General features: G+C 58.4%; 17 protein-coding genes. All 17 read right to left on the reverse strand.

The window, feature by feature from the left end:
- Window positions 1-34: 34 nt before the first annotated feature.
- Complete coding sequence (motD, locus tag LJU29_RS17870; protein WP_257111009.1) at window positions 35-922, reverse strand: flagellar motor protein MotD; 888 nt, start codon at window positions 920-922, stop codon at window positions 35-37.
- 6 nt (window positions 923-928) lie between these two features.
- Window positions 929-1,669: a flagellar motor protein gene (locus LJU29_RS17875; RefSeq protein WP_002554266.1), complete on the reverse strand. Its 741-nt coding sequence runs from the start codon at window positions 1,667-1,669 to the stop codon at window positions 929-931.
- Window positions 1,669-2,829 (reverse strand): protein-glutamate methylesterase/protein-glutamine glutaminase, encoded by a 1,161-nt coding sequence (locus LJU29_RS17880; protein WP_005754723.1) that lies wholly within the window; start codon window positions 2,827-2,829, stop codon window positions 1,669-1,671. Before LJU29_RS17880 ends, LJU29_RS17875 begins: the two co-directional genes overlap by 1 nt.
- Before the next feature lie 50 nt (window positions 2,830-2,879).
- Window positions 2,880-5,162 (reverse strand): chemotaxis protein CheA, encoded by a 2,283-nt coding sequence (locus LJU29_RS17885; protein WP_257111010.1) that lies wholly within the window; start codon window positions 5,160-5,162, stop codon window positions 2,880-2,882.
- 33 nt (window positions 5,163-5,195) lie between these two features.
- Entirely contained in the window at window positions 5,196-5,981 is a 786-nt protein-coding gene (locus LJU29_RS17890; RefSeq protein WP_002554269.1) for a protein phosphatase CheZ, read from the reverse strand.
- 19 nt (window positions 5,982-6,000) lie between these two features.
- On the reverse strand, window positions 6,001-6,375 hold the full coding sequence (locus tag LJU29_RS17895) for a chemotaxis response regulator CheY (protein WP_011169086.1): 375 nt from the start codon (window positions 6,373-6,375) through the stop codon (window positions 6,001-6,003).
- A gap of 252 nt (window positions 6,376-6,627) precedes the next feature.
- Complete coding sequence (gene fliA / locus LJU29_RS17900) at window positions 6,628-7,368, reverse strand: RNA polymerase sigma factor FliA (protein ID WP_002554271.1); 741 nt, start codon at window positions 7,366-7,368, stop codon at window positions 6,628-6,630.
- Window positions 7,365-8,198 carry a flagellar synthesis regulator FleN gene (gene fleN / locus LJU29_RS17905; protein ID WP_003412391.1) on the reverse strand — a complete coding sequence of 278 codons (834 nt, stop codon included), beginning with the start codon at window positions 8,196-8,198 and terminating at the stop codon, window positions 7,365-7,367. Before fleN ends, fliA begins: the two co-directional genes overlap by 4 nt.
- A 115-nt stretch (window positions 8,199-8,313) precedes the next feature.
- Window positions 8,314-9,642, reverse strand: coding sequence for a flagellar biosynthesis GTPase FlhF (gene flhF / locus LJU29_RS17910; protein ID WP_002554273.1), 1,329 nt, complete (start codon window positions 9,640-9,642; stop codon window positions 8,314-8,316).
- Between the two features lie 11 nt (window positions 9,643-9,653).
- Window positions 9,654-11,783, reverse strand: a complete 2,130-nt coding sequence (gene flhA, locus LJU29_RS17915) for a flagellar biosynthesis protein FlhA (protein WP_002554274.1) — start codon at window positions 11,781-11,783, stop codon at window positions 9,654-9,656.
- 664 nt (window positions 11,784-12,447) lie between these two features.
- Window positions 12,448-13,584, reverse strand: a complete 1,137-nt coding sequence (flhB, locus tag LJU29_RS17920) for a flagellar biosynthesis protein FlhB (RefSeq protein ID WP_002554275.1) — start codon at window positions 13,582-13,584, stop codon at window positions 12,448-12,450.
- A 1-nt stretch (window position 13,585) separates the two neighbouring features.
- Window positions 13,586-14,371 carry a flagellar biosynthetic protein FliR gene (gene fliR, locus LJU29_RS17925; RefSeq protein WP_002554276.1) on the reverse strand — a complete coding sequence of 262 codons (786 nt, stop codon included), beginning with the start codon at window positions 14,369-14,371 and terminating at the stop codon, window positions 13,586-13,588.
- Between the two features lie 6 nt (window positions 14,372-14,377).
- Window positions 14,378-14,647, reverse strand: a complete 270-nt coding sequence (locus LJU29_RS17930) for a flagellar biosynthetic protein FliQ (protein WP_002554277.1) — start codon at window positions 14,645-14,647, stop codon at window positions 14,378-14,380.
- A 25-nt stretch (window positions 14,648-14,672) separates the two neighbouring features.
- Window positions 14,673-15,425, reverse strand: coding sequence for a flagellar type III secretion system pore protein FliP (fliP, locus tag LJU29_RS17935; protein ID WP_004664470.1), 753 nt, complete (start codon window positions 15,423-15,425; stop codon window positions 14,673-14,675).
- Complete coding sequence (gene fliO, locus LJU29_RS17940) at window positions 15,425-15,865, reverse strand: flagellar biosynthetic protein FliO (RefSeq protein WP_002554279.1); 441 nt, start codon at window positions 15,863-15,865, stop codon at window positions 15,425-15,427. The genes fliP and fliO overlap by 1 nt, the downstream gene beginning before the upstream one ends.
- Entirely contained in the window at window positions 15,866-16,324 is a 459-nt protein-coding gene (gene fliN / locus LJU29_RS17945) for a flagellar motor switch protein FliN (protein ID WP_002554280.1), read from the reverse strand.
- A 61-nt stretch (window positions 16,325-16,385) separates the two neighbouring features.
- Window positions 16,386-17,354 carry a flagellar motor switch protein FliM gene (gene fliM / locus LJU29_RS17950; RefSeq protein ID WP_257111011.1) on the reverse strand — a complete coding sequence of 323 codons (969 nt, stop codon included), beginning with the start codon at window positions 17,352-17,354 and terminating at the stop codon, window positions 16,386-16,388.
- Window positions 17,355-17,359: the final 5 nt, after the last annotated feature.

The raw sequence follows: 17,359 nt of genomic DNA on the forward strand, positions 1-17,359 counted from the left end.
CCTTGCGTACAGCAACGACCATACCGATACGATGTTAGGGGGCAGGTGACGGAGAATTGACGGCGTTCGCACGTACCGGCGGCTTTGCTGGCACCGGTGCAGTTTGTGTGCCAGCACGCCTCAGTGCGGCATCCGGTTGCATATTGGCCGACCCTGAACTGGTCAGGCTGCGACGCACATCCAGATTTCGCGAGATGACCAGCACTACGCGGCGGTTCTTGGCGCGTCCGGCGGCAGTGGTATTGGGCGCGATCGGTTGAAACTCACCGTAGCCCACAGAGGCCAGTCGCGCTGGATTGACACCGTCCATCGCCAGCATGCGCACAATGCTGGCAGATCGAGCCGAAGACAGTTCCCAGTTGGTCGGAAACTGCGCAGTGCTGATCGGCTGGTCGTCAGTGAAGCCTTCAACGTGTATGGGATTGTCGAAGCGTTTGACGATTCCGGAAACCTTTTCAATGATCGTGAAGGCCTTGTCGCTGGGTATGGCGTCGCCGCTGACGAACAACAGGCTGGAGTTGAGTTCGATCTCGATCCATAACTCGTTGCCGCGCACCGTCATCTGATCGGACTTGATCAGGTCGCCGAACGCATCGCGAACATCCTGAGCGATGGTCTGCAGCGGATCATCAGAAGCCTGGCCAATTCCGGCATCGGTCTGTTCGCTGTCCTTGACCAGCGGCTCGGCGGGCTTTACCGAGACCGGGCGCTGCTCACCAATAGGGATCGGTTTCATAGTGCGCTCGGTATCGTTGAATACGCCAACCAGTGCCTGGGACAGAATCTTGTATTTGCCTTCATTGACCGAGGAAATCGAGTACATCACCACGAAAAACGCGAACAGCAGGGTAATGAAGTCGGCATACGACACCAGCCAGCGCTCATGATTTTCGTGTTCTTCGGCCTGACGTCGGCGAGCCATGCGCTGTTACTCCATGAAGCCTTGCAGCTTGAGTTCGATGGAGCGCGGGTTTTCACCCTCGGCGATGGACAGCAAGCCTTCAAGCAGCATTTCGCGGTAACGCGACTGACGGTGGGCAATGCCTTTAAGCTTGTTGGCCACCGGCAGCAGAATCAGGTTGGCCATTGCAACGCCATAAATGGTGGCAACAAAAGCCACCGCAATCCCGCTGCCCAGTTGGCTCGGGTCGGCCAGGTTACCCATGACGTGAATCAGACCCATTACCGCACCGATGATGCCCACGGTCGGCGCATAGCCGCCCATGCTTTCGAATACCTTGGCAGCCTGAATATCGCGGGTTTCCTGAGTGATGAAATCCACTTCAAGAATGCTCCGGATCGCTGCAGGTTCGGCACCATCGACCAACAGTTGCAAGCCTTTGCGGGCATAACTGTCAGGTTCGGAATCGGCGACCGTTTCCAGACCGAGCAAGCCTTCCTTGCGGGCGGTCATGCTCCAGCCGATCACCCGGTCGACACCGCCGGGCAGATCGATACGAGGCGGGAAAATGATCCAGCGGATGATTTTCATGGCACGCATGAACGCGCTCATCGGTGACTGCAACAGCGACGCACCCAGTGTGCCGCCCAGTACAATCAGGGCTGCCGGGCCATTGAGCAACGCACCTAGGTGTCCGCCTTCAAGAAAGTTGCCGCCAATGATCGCGACAAACGCCAGGATCAGGCCGATAAGACTGAGTACATCCATCAGAGACAGGCCTCTACCAGGTGGCGACCTATGTCATCCAGACTGTAGATCGCATCTGCAAGCTCAGCCTTGACGATTGCCATCGGCATGCCGTAAATGACGCAGCTCGCTTCGTCCTGCGCCCATACGGTACTGCCCGCCTGCTTGAGCAGGCGCGCGCCCTCACGGCCATCGGCACCCATGCCGGTCAACACCACCGACAGCACCTTGTCACCGTAGGACTTGGCGGCAGAGCCAAAGGTGATATCTACACAAGGTTTGTAATTCAGGCGCTCGTCACCCGGCAGAATCTTCACCGTACCGCGCGCATCCACCATCATCTGCTTGCCGCCCGGTGCCAGCAACGCCAGACCAGGGCGCAGAACGTCGCCGTCCTCTGCTTCCTTGACGCTGATCTTGCACAGCTTGTCGAGACGCTCGGCAAAGGCCTTGGTGAAGGCTGCAGGCATGTGTTGAATCAGCACCAGCGGTGCCGGGAAGCTGGCTGGCAACTGGGTAAGTACCCGTTGCAACGCAACCGGACCACCGGTTGAGGTGCCGATGGCCACCAGTTTGTATGCCTTGCGCTTGGGCGTGCCTGAGGTGGTCGGGTGTGCCGGAGCATGGTGAGCATGAGCCGCAGGGGCCGTGGCAGGCGCTGCAGTGCGCGTCGGCACGGCACGGGCTGGCGCGGTGGGCGCAGGTGCACGGCTGGACGACGTCGGCGCTGCCGGTGCAGCCGCCGATGCAGCGCTGGCCGCACCAAACCCGCTTGAACGGCGGTTACTGCGCGAAATGCTGTTGATCTTCTCACACAGCAGTTGTTTGACCTTCTGCGGGTTGCGCGAGATATCTTCGAAATTCTTGGGCAGGAAATCCACGGCACCGGCGTCCAGAGCATCCAGCGTCACGCGCGCACCTTCGTGCGTCAGCGACGAGAACATCAATACCGGGGTGGGGATACGCTGCATGATATGACGAACTGCCGTAATGCCATCCATCATCGGCATTTCGTAGTCCATGGTGATGACATCAGGTTTGAGCGCCAGCGCCTGCTCAATCGCTTCCTTGCCGTTGGTGGCGGTGCCAACCACTACAATGTTGGGGTCCGAAGAAAGAATTTCCGTAACACGGCGGCGGAAAAAACCGGAATCATCCACCACCAGGACCTTGACTGCCATAAACACTCCAATAGGTGTTGCAGGCAGCCAGGCTGCCCGCACCCCCGGGTTCAGATACGCCGTGCGGCGTAACGCTTGAGCATGCTGGGTACATCGAGAATCAAGGCGATGCGACCGTCACCGGTGATGGTGGCGCCCGACATGCCTGGCGTACCTTGCAGCATCTTGCCCAGCGGTTTGATAACCACTTCTTCCTGGCCGACCAGTTGATCGACAACGAAGCCGATGCGCTGGGTGCCTACCGTCAGGATCACAACGTGCCCTTCTCGCTGCTCTTCATGAGCCGCCGAACTGACCAGCCAGCGCTTGAGATAGAACAGCGGCAAGGCTTTGTCACGTACGATCACCACTTCCTGACCGTCAACCACGTTGGTAGTGGACAGGTTCAGGTGGAAGATTTCGTTGACGTTGACCAACGGGAAGGCAAAAGCCTGGTTGCCCAGCATCACCATCAGGGTCGGCATGATCGCAAGGGTCAACGGGACCTTGATGACAATCTTGGAACCCTGGCCCTTGGTCGAGTAGATGTTGATCGAGCCGTTGAGCTGGGAGATCTTGGTTTTAACCACGTCCATGCCCACACCGCGACCTGACACATCGGAAATCTCGGTCTTGGTCGAGAAGCCCGGTGCAAAGATCAGGTTGTAGCAATCGGTGTCGCTCAACCGATCGGCTGCATCCTTGTCCATGACACCACGTTTGACCGCAATCGAGCGCAACACGTTGGGGTCCATACCCTTGCCGTCATCGGAAATCGACAGCAGGATATGGTCGCCTTCCTGCTCTGCCGAAAGAATTACCTTGCCGCCGCGGGACTTGCCCGAGGCTTCGCGTTCTTCCGGCGTTTCGATACCGTGGTCGACCGCGTTGCGCACCAAGTGGACCAGCGGGTCGGCAAGCGCCTCTACGAGGTTCTTGTCGAGGTCGGTTTCTTCGCCGACCAGTTCCAGATTGATCTCTTTCTTGAGCTGGCGAGCCAGGTCACGTACCAGACGCGGGAAGCGACCAAAGACTTTCTTGATCGGCTGCATACGGGTCTTCATGACCGCGGTCTGCAGGTCGGCAGTGACCACATCCAGGTTCGAAACCGCCTTGGACATGGCTTCATCGCCGCTGTTGAGACCCAGACGCACCAGGCGGTTACGTACCAGTACCAGCTCGCCGACCATGTTCATGATCTCGTCCAGTCGGGCGGTATCCACACGAACCGTGGTTTCGGCTTCAGTCGCAACCGGCTTTTCACCAGTGGGTGCAGGAGCGCGTGCAGGTGCTGGAGCAGGCTTGGCGGGCTCGGCCTTTACCGCAGGTGCAGGCGCCGCAGCAGGCTTGGCAGCCGGTGGCGGAGCAGCAGCTATGGCAGCTGCCGGAGCAGGTGCCTTGGCAACGACCGCATCAGGCTCGAACTTGCCTTTGCCATGCAGTTCGTCGAGCAGGCTTTCAAATTCGTGATCGGTAATTTCGTCCGATGCCGCTGCAGCAGAGGGTGCCTTGGCAGCAACGGCCGCAGGTGCAGGTGCAGGTGCAGGTGCAGCAGCAGCAGCAGCCGTAGCGGCTATGGCACCGTCAAACGAGCCCTTGCCATGCAGTTGATCAAGCAAGGCTTCGAATTCGTCGTCGGTGATTTCATCGCCGGCAGGCGCTGCACCCTTGCTCTGTGCAGCAGGTGCCGGGGCTGGAGCGGCTACAGCATCGGCCGCAAACTTGCCCTTGCCATGCAACTGATCAAGCAGGGATTCAAATTCCTGATCGGTAATTTCATCGCCAGCTGGCGCGACCGCAGGTGCCGCTGATGGTGCCGCAGACACCGGACTGGTGCCGTGCAGCGAATCGAGCAGTTGCTCGAACTCATCATCGGTAATGTCATCGCTGGCCGCTTGCTCGGCAACCGGAGCCTCGGCTTCAACCACCGGCTCGGGCTCGGGCGCCGCGACTTCGTCGGCAGATTGTGGCTCGGCCAGTCGCGAAAGCGCAGCCAGCAGTTCTGGCGTCGCCGCAGTTACGTCAGTCCGTTCACGTACCTGACCGAACATGCTGTTGACGGTGTCCAGAGCTTCCAGGACCACATCCATCAGTTCGGAATCAACGCGACGCTCACCCTTGCGAAGGATGTCGAACACGTTTTCGGCGATGTGGCAGCACTCCACCAGCTCATGGAGCTGGAGGAAGCCGGCGCCCCCTTTTACAGTGTGAAAACCGCGAAAAATTGCATTGAGCAGATCAGCATCATCCGGTCGGCTTTCCAGCTCGACCAATTGCTCTGACAACTGCTCCAGAATTTCGCCGGCCTCTACCAGAAAATCCTGAAGGATTTCTTCATCGGCGCCGAAGCTCATGGGGTGCTCCCTAAAATTAACCGTCAACAGATCTTAGAAGCCGAGGCTCGATAGCAGATCGTCTACATCATCCTGTCCGGATACGACGTCTTCACGTTTATCGGCATGAATCTGCGGACCTTCACCCTTGGCGAGATGTTTTTTAGGATCTTTTTCAGCAAGGATGGATTCTTCGTCATGTTCGATGCCTGCGAAGCGATCGACATGGCTGGCCATGAGCACCAGTTTGAGCAGATTGCTCTCGACTTCCGTAACCAATTGCGTCACGCGCTTGATAACCTGCCCCGTAAGGTCCTGGTAATCCTGGGCAAGCAAAATATCGTTGAGATGCCCGGAAACCCTATCGGCCTCCTGCTCGGTGCGCGTCAGAAAACCATCGACCCGCTTGGCCAGCTCACGAAATTCTTCAGCACCGATTTCGCGGCGCATGAAACGACCCCAGTCGTCACTCAATGCCTTGGCATCGGAGCTCAGACCGCTCATGAGCGGTGTGCTTTCCTCGACCAGGTCCATAGTGCGGTTGGCCGCATTCTCGGTCAGCCTCACCACATACGACAGGCGTTCGGTTGCGTCGGTGATCTGCGACACTTCCTCGGCTTGAGGCATGTGCGGATCAATATGAAAGTTGACGATTGCACTGTGCAGCTCACGAGTCAGCTTGCCCACTTCCTGATAAAGGCCGCGGTCGCGTGTCTGGTTGAGTTCATGGATCAGCTGCACAGCGTCACCGAAGCGGCCCTTTTCAAGGCTGGTGACGAGTTCCTGCGCGTGTCTCTTTAAGGTCGACTCAAAGTCGGCCATCGAATCATTGTTATCCATAGCGCCCTCGCGGCATGCATCAGCTATTGACGCGTTCAAAGATCTTTTCGATCTTCTCTTTAAGCGCTTGAGCCGTGAATGGCTTGACTACATAACCGTTCACCCCGGCCTGGGCAGCTTCAATGATCTGCTCACGCTTCGCTTCGGCAGTAACCATCAGTACAGGAAGGCTCTTGAGACGCTCGTCCGCACGGACCTGACGCAACAAGTCGATACCGGTCATGCCAGGCATGTTCCAGTCCGTCACCAGAAAGTCAAAGGCACCACTCTGCAGCATCGGCAATGCGGTCAGACCGTCATCCGCTTCAGATGTGTTGGTAAATCCCAGATCACGCAACAGATTCTTGATGATCCGCCGCATCGTTGAGAAGTCATCAACGATGAGGATTTTCATGTTCTTGTCCAATTCGACCTCCAAGCAGTCTTTAACGCGTTCAGCACCTGAACACGCTGTTCACTCAATACTGGCACAGCACACCCCCAGCTATACGAAACGACGACGGGCTTGGCACAACGACAGTCAAGACTGCGACTAAAGCCCATCGAGACATTGCCCGACAGGCCCTTGCCTCGTCTATCCTGCTACCACGTAACGCTTTGCACAGCCGGCATGCAGACAACACACGACAAACGTCGCGCACTGCCGTCAACGCGCTCGCCACTCCCCCAAACGCCCCCGCAAACGAGCTGCGCACTGGCTGTGTAACTGACTGACCCGAGATTCGCTGACCCCAAGAACCTCTCCGATTTCCTTGAGGTTCAGCTCTTCGTCGTAGTACAGCGCCAACACCAGACGCTCACGCTCTGGCAAATTGGCAATTGCATCGGCCAACGCTGCCTGGAAGCGCTCGTCTTCCAGGTCGCGCGACGGCTCAAGCGAACCGCTTGCGCCATCCTCATGCAGCCCTTCGTGATCGCCGTCCTGAAGCAGGTCGTCGAAACTGAAGAGGCGGCTGCCCAAGGTGTCATTCAAAATCCCGTAATAATCATCAAGACTCAACTGGAGTTCGGCCGCAACCTCGTGATCTTTAGCGTCACGGCCGGTTTTAGCTTCAATTGCACGAATTGCGTCACTGACCATTCGGGTATTGCGGTGCACTGAGCGTGGTGCCCAGTCGCCCTTGCGCACTTCATCCAGCATCGCACCACGAATGCGAATGCCGGCGTAGGTCTCGAAACTCGCACCTTTGGTTGAATCATATTTGGTGGAGACTTCAAGCAGACCGATCATGCCAGCCTGGATCAGATCCTCGACCTGCACGCTGGCCGGCAAGCGCGCCAGCAGATGATAAGCGATACGCTTGACCAATGGCGCATAACGCTCGATCAACTCGTATTGCGAATTACGGGAAGCCTTGCTGTACATCTGGTAGCCGCTCGCAGTCATTGCACAGGCCCTGCACTGGTCTGGTGAACGAGTCGCTCAACGAAGAACTCGAGATGACCCCGCGGGTTGGCTGGCAGCGGCCAGGTATCAACCTTCTGGGCAATGGCCTTGAACGCCAGCGCACATTTGGATCGCGGGAATGCTTCGTAGACGGCGCGCTGTTTCTGTACGGCCTTGCGCACGCACTCGTCGTACGGCACGGCACCTACATACTGCAGCGCGACATCAAGAAAACGGTCCGTCACTTTGGTGAGTTTGGCGAACAGGTTGCGCCCTTCCTGCGGGCTCTGCGCCATGTTGGCCAGCACCCGGAAGCGGTTCATGCCGTAGTCGCGGTTGAGCAGTTTGATCAGGGCGTAGGCATCGGTGATCGACGTGGGCTCGTCGCACACCACCAGCAACACTTCCTGAGCGGCGCGCACGAAGCTGACCACCGATTCGCCGATACCGGCAGCCGTGTCAATCACCAGCACATCAAGGTTGTCGCCAATCTCGCTGAACGCCTGGATCAGACCCGCATGCTGGGCCGGGGACAGATGCACCATGCTCTGGGTGCCAGAGGCGGCAGGCACGATACGCACCCCACCCGGCCCCTGCAACAGAACGTCGCGCAACTCGCAACGGCCCTCTATCACATCGGCAAGTGTACGTTTAGGCGTCAGCCCAAGCAGAACGTCGACATTGGCCAGACCCAGATCGGCGTCCAGCAGCATGACACGACGGCCAAGCTCGGCAAGGGCCAGTGAAAGATTCACTGACACGTTAGTCTTACCGACGCCACCTTTGCCACCGGTCACCGCGATAACCTGTACGGGATGCATGCTGCCCATGTTATTTCTTTACCTTGTCTTGCGTAGACCGAAACCACATCGAGGGCTGCACGTTCGCAAATGAACACCGCATGGCAGACCGTTGACGCAGGGACATTCCAATAATATCCATCACTTAACCCACTCTCTTGCCAGGGGTGTGATAGAGGTCAGCAAACATATCAGCCATCGCTTCCTCGCTCGGCTCATCCTGCATCTGCACACTCACCGCACGGCTCACCAGTTGATGACGACGCGGGGTGTGCAGGTCGTCAGGAATACGGGGTCCGTCCGTGAGGTAGGCCACAGGTAATTCATGACTGATCGCCAGGCTCAGGACTTCGCCAAGGCTGGCTGTTTCATCAAGCTTGGTCAGAATGCATCCGGCCAGGCCACAACGCTTGTAACTGTGATAAGCTGCGGTCAGCACCTGCTTCTGGCTGGTGGTCGCCAGTACCAGGTAGTTACGCGACTTGATGCCACGCCCTGCCAGACTTTCCAGTTGCATGCGCAGCGCGGGATCGCTGGCTTGCAGCCCGGCGGTATCGATCAACACCACGCGCTTGCGCAGCAGCGGCTCCAGCGCCTGGACCAGCGACTGGCCAGGATCGACATGGGTAACCGGCACGTTGAGGATGCGCCCAAGGGTCTTGAGCTGCTCCTGTGCGCCGATACGGAAACTGTCCATGCTGACCAGAGCGATATTCTGCGGACCGTACTTCAACACGTAACGTGCCGCCAGTTTGGCCAGCGTGGTGGTCTTGCCCATGCCGGCAGGCCCGACCATGGCAATGACTCCACCCTCTTCTAGCGGCTCGATGTCCGGCACGGCAATCATGCGCGCCAAATGGGCCAGCAACATGCGCCAGGCCTGACGAGGCTCGTCAATCTCCGGGATCATCGACAGCAGATCGCGCGACAGCGGGCCGGACAAACCGACACGTTGCAGGCGGCGCCACAGATTGGCCTGCTGCGGACGACTGCCCTGCAGCTGGTTCCAGGCCAGAGAGCCAAGCTGGACTTCCAGCAGCTCGCGCAAGCCGTTCAACTCGGAGCGCATCGAATCATAGGCGCGCTGGCCGACAGCAGGCTCTGCGGGCGCAGGCGGCGTGTACGCGAATGGTCGTGGCGGCTCTTCGAGCGTCGGCTCGATGTGCGTATCGACAGCGCTGACCGGTTTGCCGGAAAACAGCTGAAGATTGATCGACGCGTCACTGTCGCTGCGGTTGTTCAATTCGGCCTGAGCAGAGACGATGCGCGACTGGGTCTTGCGCAGCTCGTCTTCGAGCTCCATGTTCGGCACACGCGGTGCCAGGGCGGACAGCTTGTAATCCAGAGCGGCAGTCAGCTCTACGCCACCGGCAATGCGCCGGTTACCGATGATGGCCGCCTCGGCGCCCAGCTCATCGCGAACCAGTTTCATGGCTTGACGCATATCGGCGGCGAAAAATCGCTTAACTTGCATGACTCACTACCTCAGCCGTTCGGCCCGACAGTCGCTACGATGGTTACTTGCTTGTTGTCCGGAATTTCCTGATACGCCAGAACATGCATGTTCGGTACAGCCAATCGTCCAAATCGTGACAGCATCGCCCGGACAGGCCCTGCTACCAGAAGAATTACCGGCAACCCTTGCATCTCCTGACGCTGGGCGGCCTCAATCAACGAACGCTGGAGCTTCTCAGCCATGCTTGGCTCAAGAAGAACGCCTTCTTCCTGACCCTGACCAGCCTTCTGCAAACTATTGAGCAATATCTGTTCCAACCTTGGTTCCAGAGTGATAACAGGCAGCTCCGGCTCAACACCTACAATGCTTTGGACGATTGCGCGGCTCAGACCCACTCGCACGGCAGCCACCAAAGCGGCGGTATCTTGACTCTTGCCGGCGTTGTTGGCGATAGCTTCTGCAATGCTGCGAATATCACGCACAGGTACATGCTCAGCCAGAAGCGCTTGCAGCACGTTGAGCAACGAGGACAGGGACAGCACACCAGGGACCAGCTCTTCAGCCAGTTTGGGCGAGCTTTTGGCCAGCAATTGCATCAACTGCTGGACTTCTTCGTGACCAATCAGTTCATGAGAGTGCTTGTAGAGAATCTGGTTCAAGTGGGTTGCCACCACAGTACTGGCGTCCACCACGGTATAACCCAGCGACTGCGCCTGGCTGCGCTGGCTGATTTCGATCCAAACGGCCTCCAGACCAAACGCCGGGTCTCTGGCGGTGATGCCGTTCAGAGTGCCGAACACTTGACCGGGGTTGATCGCCAACTCGCGATCCGGATAAATCTCGGCCTCGGCCAGAATCACGCCCATCAGCGTCAGACGGTAGGCGCTGGGTGCCAGATCAAGGTTGTCACGGATGTGTACGGTCGGCATCAGGAAGCCCAGCTCTTGCGACAGCTTCTTGCGCACGCCTTTGATACGCGCCAGCAGTTGACCACCCTGATTGCGGTCCACCAGCGGAATCAGGCGATAACCCACTTCCAGGCCGATGATGTCGATAGGGGTGACGTCATCCCAACCCAGCTCCTTGGCGTCCTGAACACGGGTCGGCGAAGGCAGCAGGTCCTGTTGGCGTTGCACTTCGGCCAGCGCCTCGACTTTCACCTGGTTCTCTTTCTTCCAGAGCAGATACGCACCACCCGCAGCCACCAGGCCGAGGCTGATGAAGGAGAAGTGCGGCATGCCCGGCACCAGCCCCATGACGATCATGATCGCAGCGGAAACTGCCAGTGCCTTGGGCGAGGCGAACATCTGACGATTGATCAGCTTGCCCATCTCTTCCGAACCGGAAGCGCGGGTCACCATGATCGCTGCGGCAGTGGACAGAAGCAGTGATGGCAATTGCGCCACCAAACCGTCACCGATGGTCAGCAGGGTATAAACGCGGCCTGCATCAGCGAACGTCATGTTGTGTTGCAGAATACCGACCAGCATGCCGCCGATCAGGTTGATGAACAGAATCAGCAAACCGGCAATTGCATCGCCGCGCACGAATTTGCTGGCACCGTCCATGGAACCGTAGAACTCGGCTTCCTGAGCGACTTCAGCACGGCGACGCTTGGCTTCTGGCTGGTCGATGAGACCGGCGTTGAGGTCGGCGTCGATTGCCATCTGTTTCCCTGGCATCGCGTCGAGGGTGAAACGCGCGCTGACCTCGGAAATACGGCCGGCACCTTTGGTGATTACTACGAAGTTGATGATCATCAGAATCGCGAACACCACGATACCGACAACATAGTTACCACCGATCACCACCTCACCGAAGGCCTGAATCACCTTGCCCGCAGCCGCGTGACCGTCCTGACCGTGAAGCATGACCACTCGCGTGGAAGCAACGTTCAGTGCCAGACGCAATAGCGTGGCGACCAGCAGAATGGTTGGAAACACCGAGAAGTCCAGCGGCCGCAGAGCGTAAACACACACCAGCAACACGACGATGGACAGTGCAATGTTGAACGTGAAGAACACGTCCAGCAGAAACGGCGGCATAGGCAACATCATCATTGCCATCATGACCAGCAACAACAGCGGAACGCCCAACTGACCACGGCCCAGGCCAGTGATATTGCTGCGTGCGCTACTGAATATCTGAGAACGATCCACTGATTGTTTACCTGCGCACTAGATCAAAACATTGACGCCGATGGCGACCTGTATCGACCCTGGTGCAAAAAGCTGTCCAACTTTTACAAAGCCAGTGCTGGTAAGGCTTTAGAGGCAGAATTAACGTGAAACCGGCATACCTTGCGCAGTCAGAAAATCTTCAAGAGTGGACGCAGAGCGTCCAGAACGGCATGCGACGCGGAGCGTCGCAAGATAGTGAGATGATCGTTCCTAACGCTCTGCGTGGGCATCGCACAGAGCGGACGCAGAGCGTCCGGAACGGCATGCGACGCGGAGCGTCGCACGATAGTGAGATGATCGTTCCTCACGCTCTGCGTGGGCATCGCACAGAGCGGACGCAGAGCGCCCGGAACGGCATGCAATGCGGAGCGTCGCACGATAGTTGAGATGATCGCTCCTCACGCTCTGCGTGGGAATCGGACAGAGCGGACGCAGAGCGCCCGGAACGGCATGCAATGCGGAGCGTCGCACGATAGTTGAGATGATCGTTCCTCACGCTCCAGCGTGGGAATGCCGTGGGTGACGCTCTGCGTCACAAATCTGCGCCGCACCACACGCCCAAGAGCGGACGCAGAGCTTCAGGAACCGCATACCCATGCGGAGCACGGGCGCGAGGGTGGTCTGCTGGCGACAAAGCAAATGGCTACGCATCGCGCTGCAGGTCGGGCGGGATCTTGATGTCACCCAGTGGGTCTGGGCGCTTGCCTTGACCGGCGCGGAATTGGCGGATCTGGTAGACATAGGCCAGCACCTGGGCCACGGCCAGATAGAGCCCGGCAGGGATTTCCTGGTCCAGCTCGGTGCTGTAGTAGATGGAACGGGCCAACGCCGCAGATTCCAGAATCAGTATCTGGTTATGCGCGCCGATTTCGCGAATCTTCAGCGCCACCAGGTCCGTACCCTTGGCCAGCAACATCGGCGCCCCGCCCTGCTCGGGATCGTATTTCAAGGCTACGGCAAAGTGCGTCGGGTTGGTAATAATGACATCCGCTTCCGGAATCGACGCCATCATCCGCCGCTGGGACATTTCGCGCTGCAACTGGCGAATACGCTGCTTAACCTCAGGGCTGCCCTCGCTGTTCTTATGCTCGTCGCGCACTTCCTGCTTGGTCATCAGCAACTTCTTGTGCGCCTCATACAGTACAAAGGGCACGTCGGCAGCAGCAATGAATATCAGACCACAGGCCATCCAGAAGCTGCTCCAGCCGACCACCAGCAGGCTGTGTATCATCGCCTGTTCCAATGGCTCATGAGCGATGGCCACCAGATCATTGCGCTCGTTGCTCAAGACCACCAGCGCAACGGCGAGGATGATCAAAAACTTGCCGAAAGATTTGAGCAGCTCGACCAGCGCATGCGGTGAAAACATGCGTTTGAGCCCTGCCGCCGGGTTCATCCGGCTGAATTTGGGCATCAGCGATTTGGTTGCGAACAACCAGCCGCCGAGCATGATCGGCCCCACCAGCGCCGCCACCAGCATGGCGATCAGAAACGGCAGCATCACGACCAGCGCGTGCAGGCCGGAGCTGAGCAACGCCTTGCCCATGTATGACTGATCCATGAGCGTTTCGCGGCTGATCGTAAAATTGTCGCGCATCAGCTCGGACATCATCTGCGCAATGCCTGAGCCGAACATCAGCAACCCGCCCGCCCCCATCAGCATGACCACCAGCGTGGTCAGCTCCTTGGAGCGCGCAATCTGCCCATCCGCTCTGGAGTCCTTGACCTTTTTTTCCGTGGGGTCTTCTGTCTTGTCCTGGCCATTCTCGTTTTCTGCCATCTCAACGAGCCCTCACCATGTCGCGCAACGATTGCAGTGCCTGACTGGCAATCGGCTGATACTGATTGAGAATATCGCCCATGCTCATCCACAGGATGACCATGCCCAGCACGAGGGTCAGCGGGAAACCGATCGAGAAGATGTTGAGTTGCGGCGCTGCACGGGTCATGACGCCAAAAGCGATGTTGATGATCAGCAACGCAGTAATAGCAGGTAACACCAGCCTGAGTCCGGAACTCAACGCCCAGCCTAGCCCGTTCGCCAGCTCCCAGAAATTATTGACCAGCAGACCACCACCCACCGGCATCGTAGTGAAGCTTTCGACAAGCACTTCCAACACCACCAGATGGCCGTTCATGGACAAGAACAATAGCGTGACCAGCATGGTAAAAAACTGGCCGATAACAGCTGAAGATACGCCGTTGGTAGGGTCGACCATCGAGGCAAAGCCCATGCCCATCTGCGTCGAGATGATCTGCCCGGCAATCACGAAGATATGGAAAAACATCTGCAGGGACAGCCCCATGCCAGCACCGATGATGATCTGCTCGCCGATCAGCAACAGCCCACTGAGGTCAAGCGCCTGAACCGGCGGCATGGCTGGCAGCGCTGGAGCGACCACCACAGTGATGGCAAATGCGAGGTAAAGACGCACGCGTCGGGGAACCAGCGTGGTGCCGATCACCGGCATGGTCATCAGCAGCGCGACGATACGAAACATCGGCAGCATGAAGCTCGCTACCCAGGTACTGATCTGGATATCGGTCAGCGCAAGCATCGGCTGCATGCGGCGCTAGCCGATCAGCGTCGGAATACTGGTGTACAACGACAGCATGTATTCCATGAAAATTTTCAGCAGCCAGGGGCCGATGACAATCAGCGTCACGAGCATGACCAACAGGCGCGGCAGGAAGCTCAGGGTCTGTTCGTTGATCTGCGTGGCCGCCTGAAACATCGCCACCAGCAGACCGCACAACAGGCTCGGCACCACAAGAATCGCGACCAGCACGGTGGTCAGCCACAGCGCCTCGCGAAACAGATCGACAGCTACTTCCGGCGTCATCGGGCAGACTCCTCAGTGAAACGGCTCATACGCCACCAAAACTGCCAGCCAGGGTGCCGACGATCAGCGCCCAGCCATCCACCAGCACGAACAGCATGATCTTGAACGGCAGCGAAATGATCAGCGGCGACAGCATCATCATACCCATCGCCATCAACACACTGGCCACCACCAGATCGATGATCAGAAACGGGATGAAGATCATGAAGCCGATCTGAAACGCCGTCTTGAGCTCCGAAATCACGAACGCTGGAACCAGAATGGTCAGCGGCGCGGCATCCGGGGTGGGGATGTCGGTACGCTTGGACAGGCGCATGAACAGCTCAAGGTCACTGGTACGGGTTTGCGCCAGCATGAAGTCCTTGATCGGCACCTGCGCCTTGGCGACTGCATCCTGTGCACTGAGCTTTTCAGCCAGATAAGGCTGCAGCGCATCCTGATTCACGCGGTCGAAAACCGGCGCCATGATGAACATGGTCAGAAACAGCGCCATGCCCGTCAGGATCTGGTTGGAAGGTGTCTGCTGCAAACCGAGGGCCTGACGCAGAATCGAGAAGACGATGATGATCCGGGTGAAACTGGTCATCAGCATGACAAACGCCGGAATGAAGCTCAGCGCAGTCATGATCAGCAGGATCTGCAGACTGACCGAATACTCCTGCTGACCATCCGCACCATTGGACAGCGTGATCGCCGGTATCGATAGCGGATCGGCTGCCAGTACAGCAGGCGTCACCATGACCAGCAACAGCAGTATCACGAAACGCAGCGCGCCCATCACTTCTTGTCCTTATCCTTGCCCATCAGCTCCATCAGGCGCTGAGCGAATTCAGGGGTCGCCTGCTCACGCACTGGCACCTGTACCGGTTCCTTGAGCACATGCAGGGGCGTGATCCGCCCTGGCGTGATACCCAGCAAGATCTGCTCACTGCCGATCTGCACCAGCACCAACCGATCACGCGGACCGAGCGCGCGCGAACTCACCAATTCGATGACCTGACCATTGTTCGGCCCCACTCGCTGCACGCGGCGCATCAGCCATGCGAGCACGAAAATCAGACCGATCACCAGTATCAGACCGAACAGCAGCTGCACCAACTGCCCGCCCATACCGCCGGATACCGTATTGGCTACCTGCGCAGGTGCGGCCTGAGCAGCGGGCTCGGCAGCCCAGGCCAGCGACGGCAGGGTTAGCAGAACACTTAGCCAGCGCCTCATTTAGCGCAGCTTCTTAATGCGTTCGCTCGGGCTGATCACGTCGGTCAGACGGATGCCGAACTTCTCGTTGACCACCACCACCTCGCCATGCGCGATGAGCGTGCCGTTGACCAGCACATCCAGCGGTTCGCCAGCCAGGCGATCCAGTTCGATCACCGAGCCCTGGTTGAGCTGCAACAAGTTACGAATATTGATATCGGTGCTGCCCACTTCCATGGAGATCGACACCGGAATGTCGAGAATCACATCCAGGTTGGGACCGTCCAGAGAAACCGGACCCGTGCTTTTCGGCACGCTGCCGAACTCTTCCATGGTCATCCGGCTACCCGAATTCCCCGCATCCGCCGCCAGCAACGCATCGATATCAGCCTGACTGTCGCCAGCTTCGCCCAATGCAGCAGCCCACTCGTCGGCCAACGCCTGATCTTCAGCAGACGTCATATCGTTTTCATCAGCCATCAGTTGTCCTCTGCACGCAGTATTTCAGTTACGCAACAATTTCCGACGTTGACCCGACAGGTCAGCGTCGCGCTATGGGTTCGATTACTTGCAAGGCCATCTTGCCCTTGTGCGAGCCAAGCTTGACCTTGAATGACGGTACGCCATTGGCACGCATGACCAGCGACTCGCTCAGTTCCACCGGGATAACGTCACCAGGACGCATGTGCAGGATGTCCCGCAACGGCAACTGGCGCTGAGCGATGGTCGTGGTGAGCGGCACATTGACATCAAGAACGTCTTCCTTGAGCGCGTTGATCCAGCGCTCATCCTGATCGTCCAGATCCGACTGAAAACCGGCATCGAGCATTTCGCGGATCGGCTCGATCATCGAGTACGGCATGGTCACGTGCAGATCGCCGCCACCGCCATCCAGTTCGATATGGAAAGTGGAAATCACCACGGCCTCGCTCGGCCCGACGATGTTGGCCATGGCCGGGTTCACTTCCGAGTTGATGTACTCGAAGTTCACTTCCATGATGGCCTGCCAGGCTTCCTTGAGGTCGATGAACGCCTGATCCAGCACCATGCGCACGACGCGAAGTTCGGTCGGCGTGAACTCACGGCCTTCGATCTTGGCGTGACGGCCATCGCCGCCGAAAAAGTTGTCCACCAGCTTGAACACCAGCTTGGCATCGAGGATGAACAGCGCAGTACCACGCAGCGGCTTGATCTTGGCCAGGTTGAGGCTGGTCGGCACGTACAGCGAATGCACGTACTCGCCGAACTTCATGACCTGAACGCCACCCACCGCCACGTCCGCCGAGCGGCGCAGCAGGTTGAACATGCTGATACGCGTGTAGCGGGCGAATCGGTCGTTGATCATTTCCAGCGTCGGCATGCGCCCGCGGACAATCCGGTCCTGACTGGTCAGGTCGTAGCTTTTGACGCTGCCAGGCTCGCTGACGGTGTCGGTCTGGACCATCCCGTCGTCGACGCCATGCAGCAGCGCGTCGATCTCATCCTGGGAGAGCAGGTCTTGCACGGCCATGTGAG

The sequence above is a fragment of the Pseudomonas ficuserectae genome (assembly GCF_024584585.1).
In the GTDB taxonomy this organism is placed as follows: Bacteria; Pseudomonadota; Gammaproteobacteria; order Pseudomonadales; family Pseudomonadaceae; genus Aquipseudomonas; species Aquipseudomonas amygdali.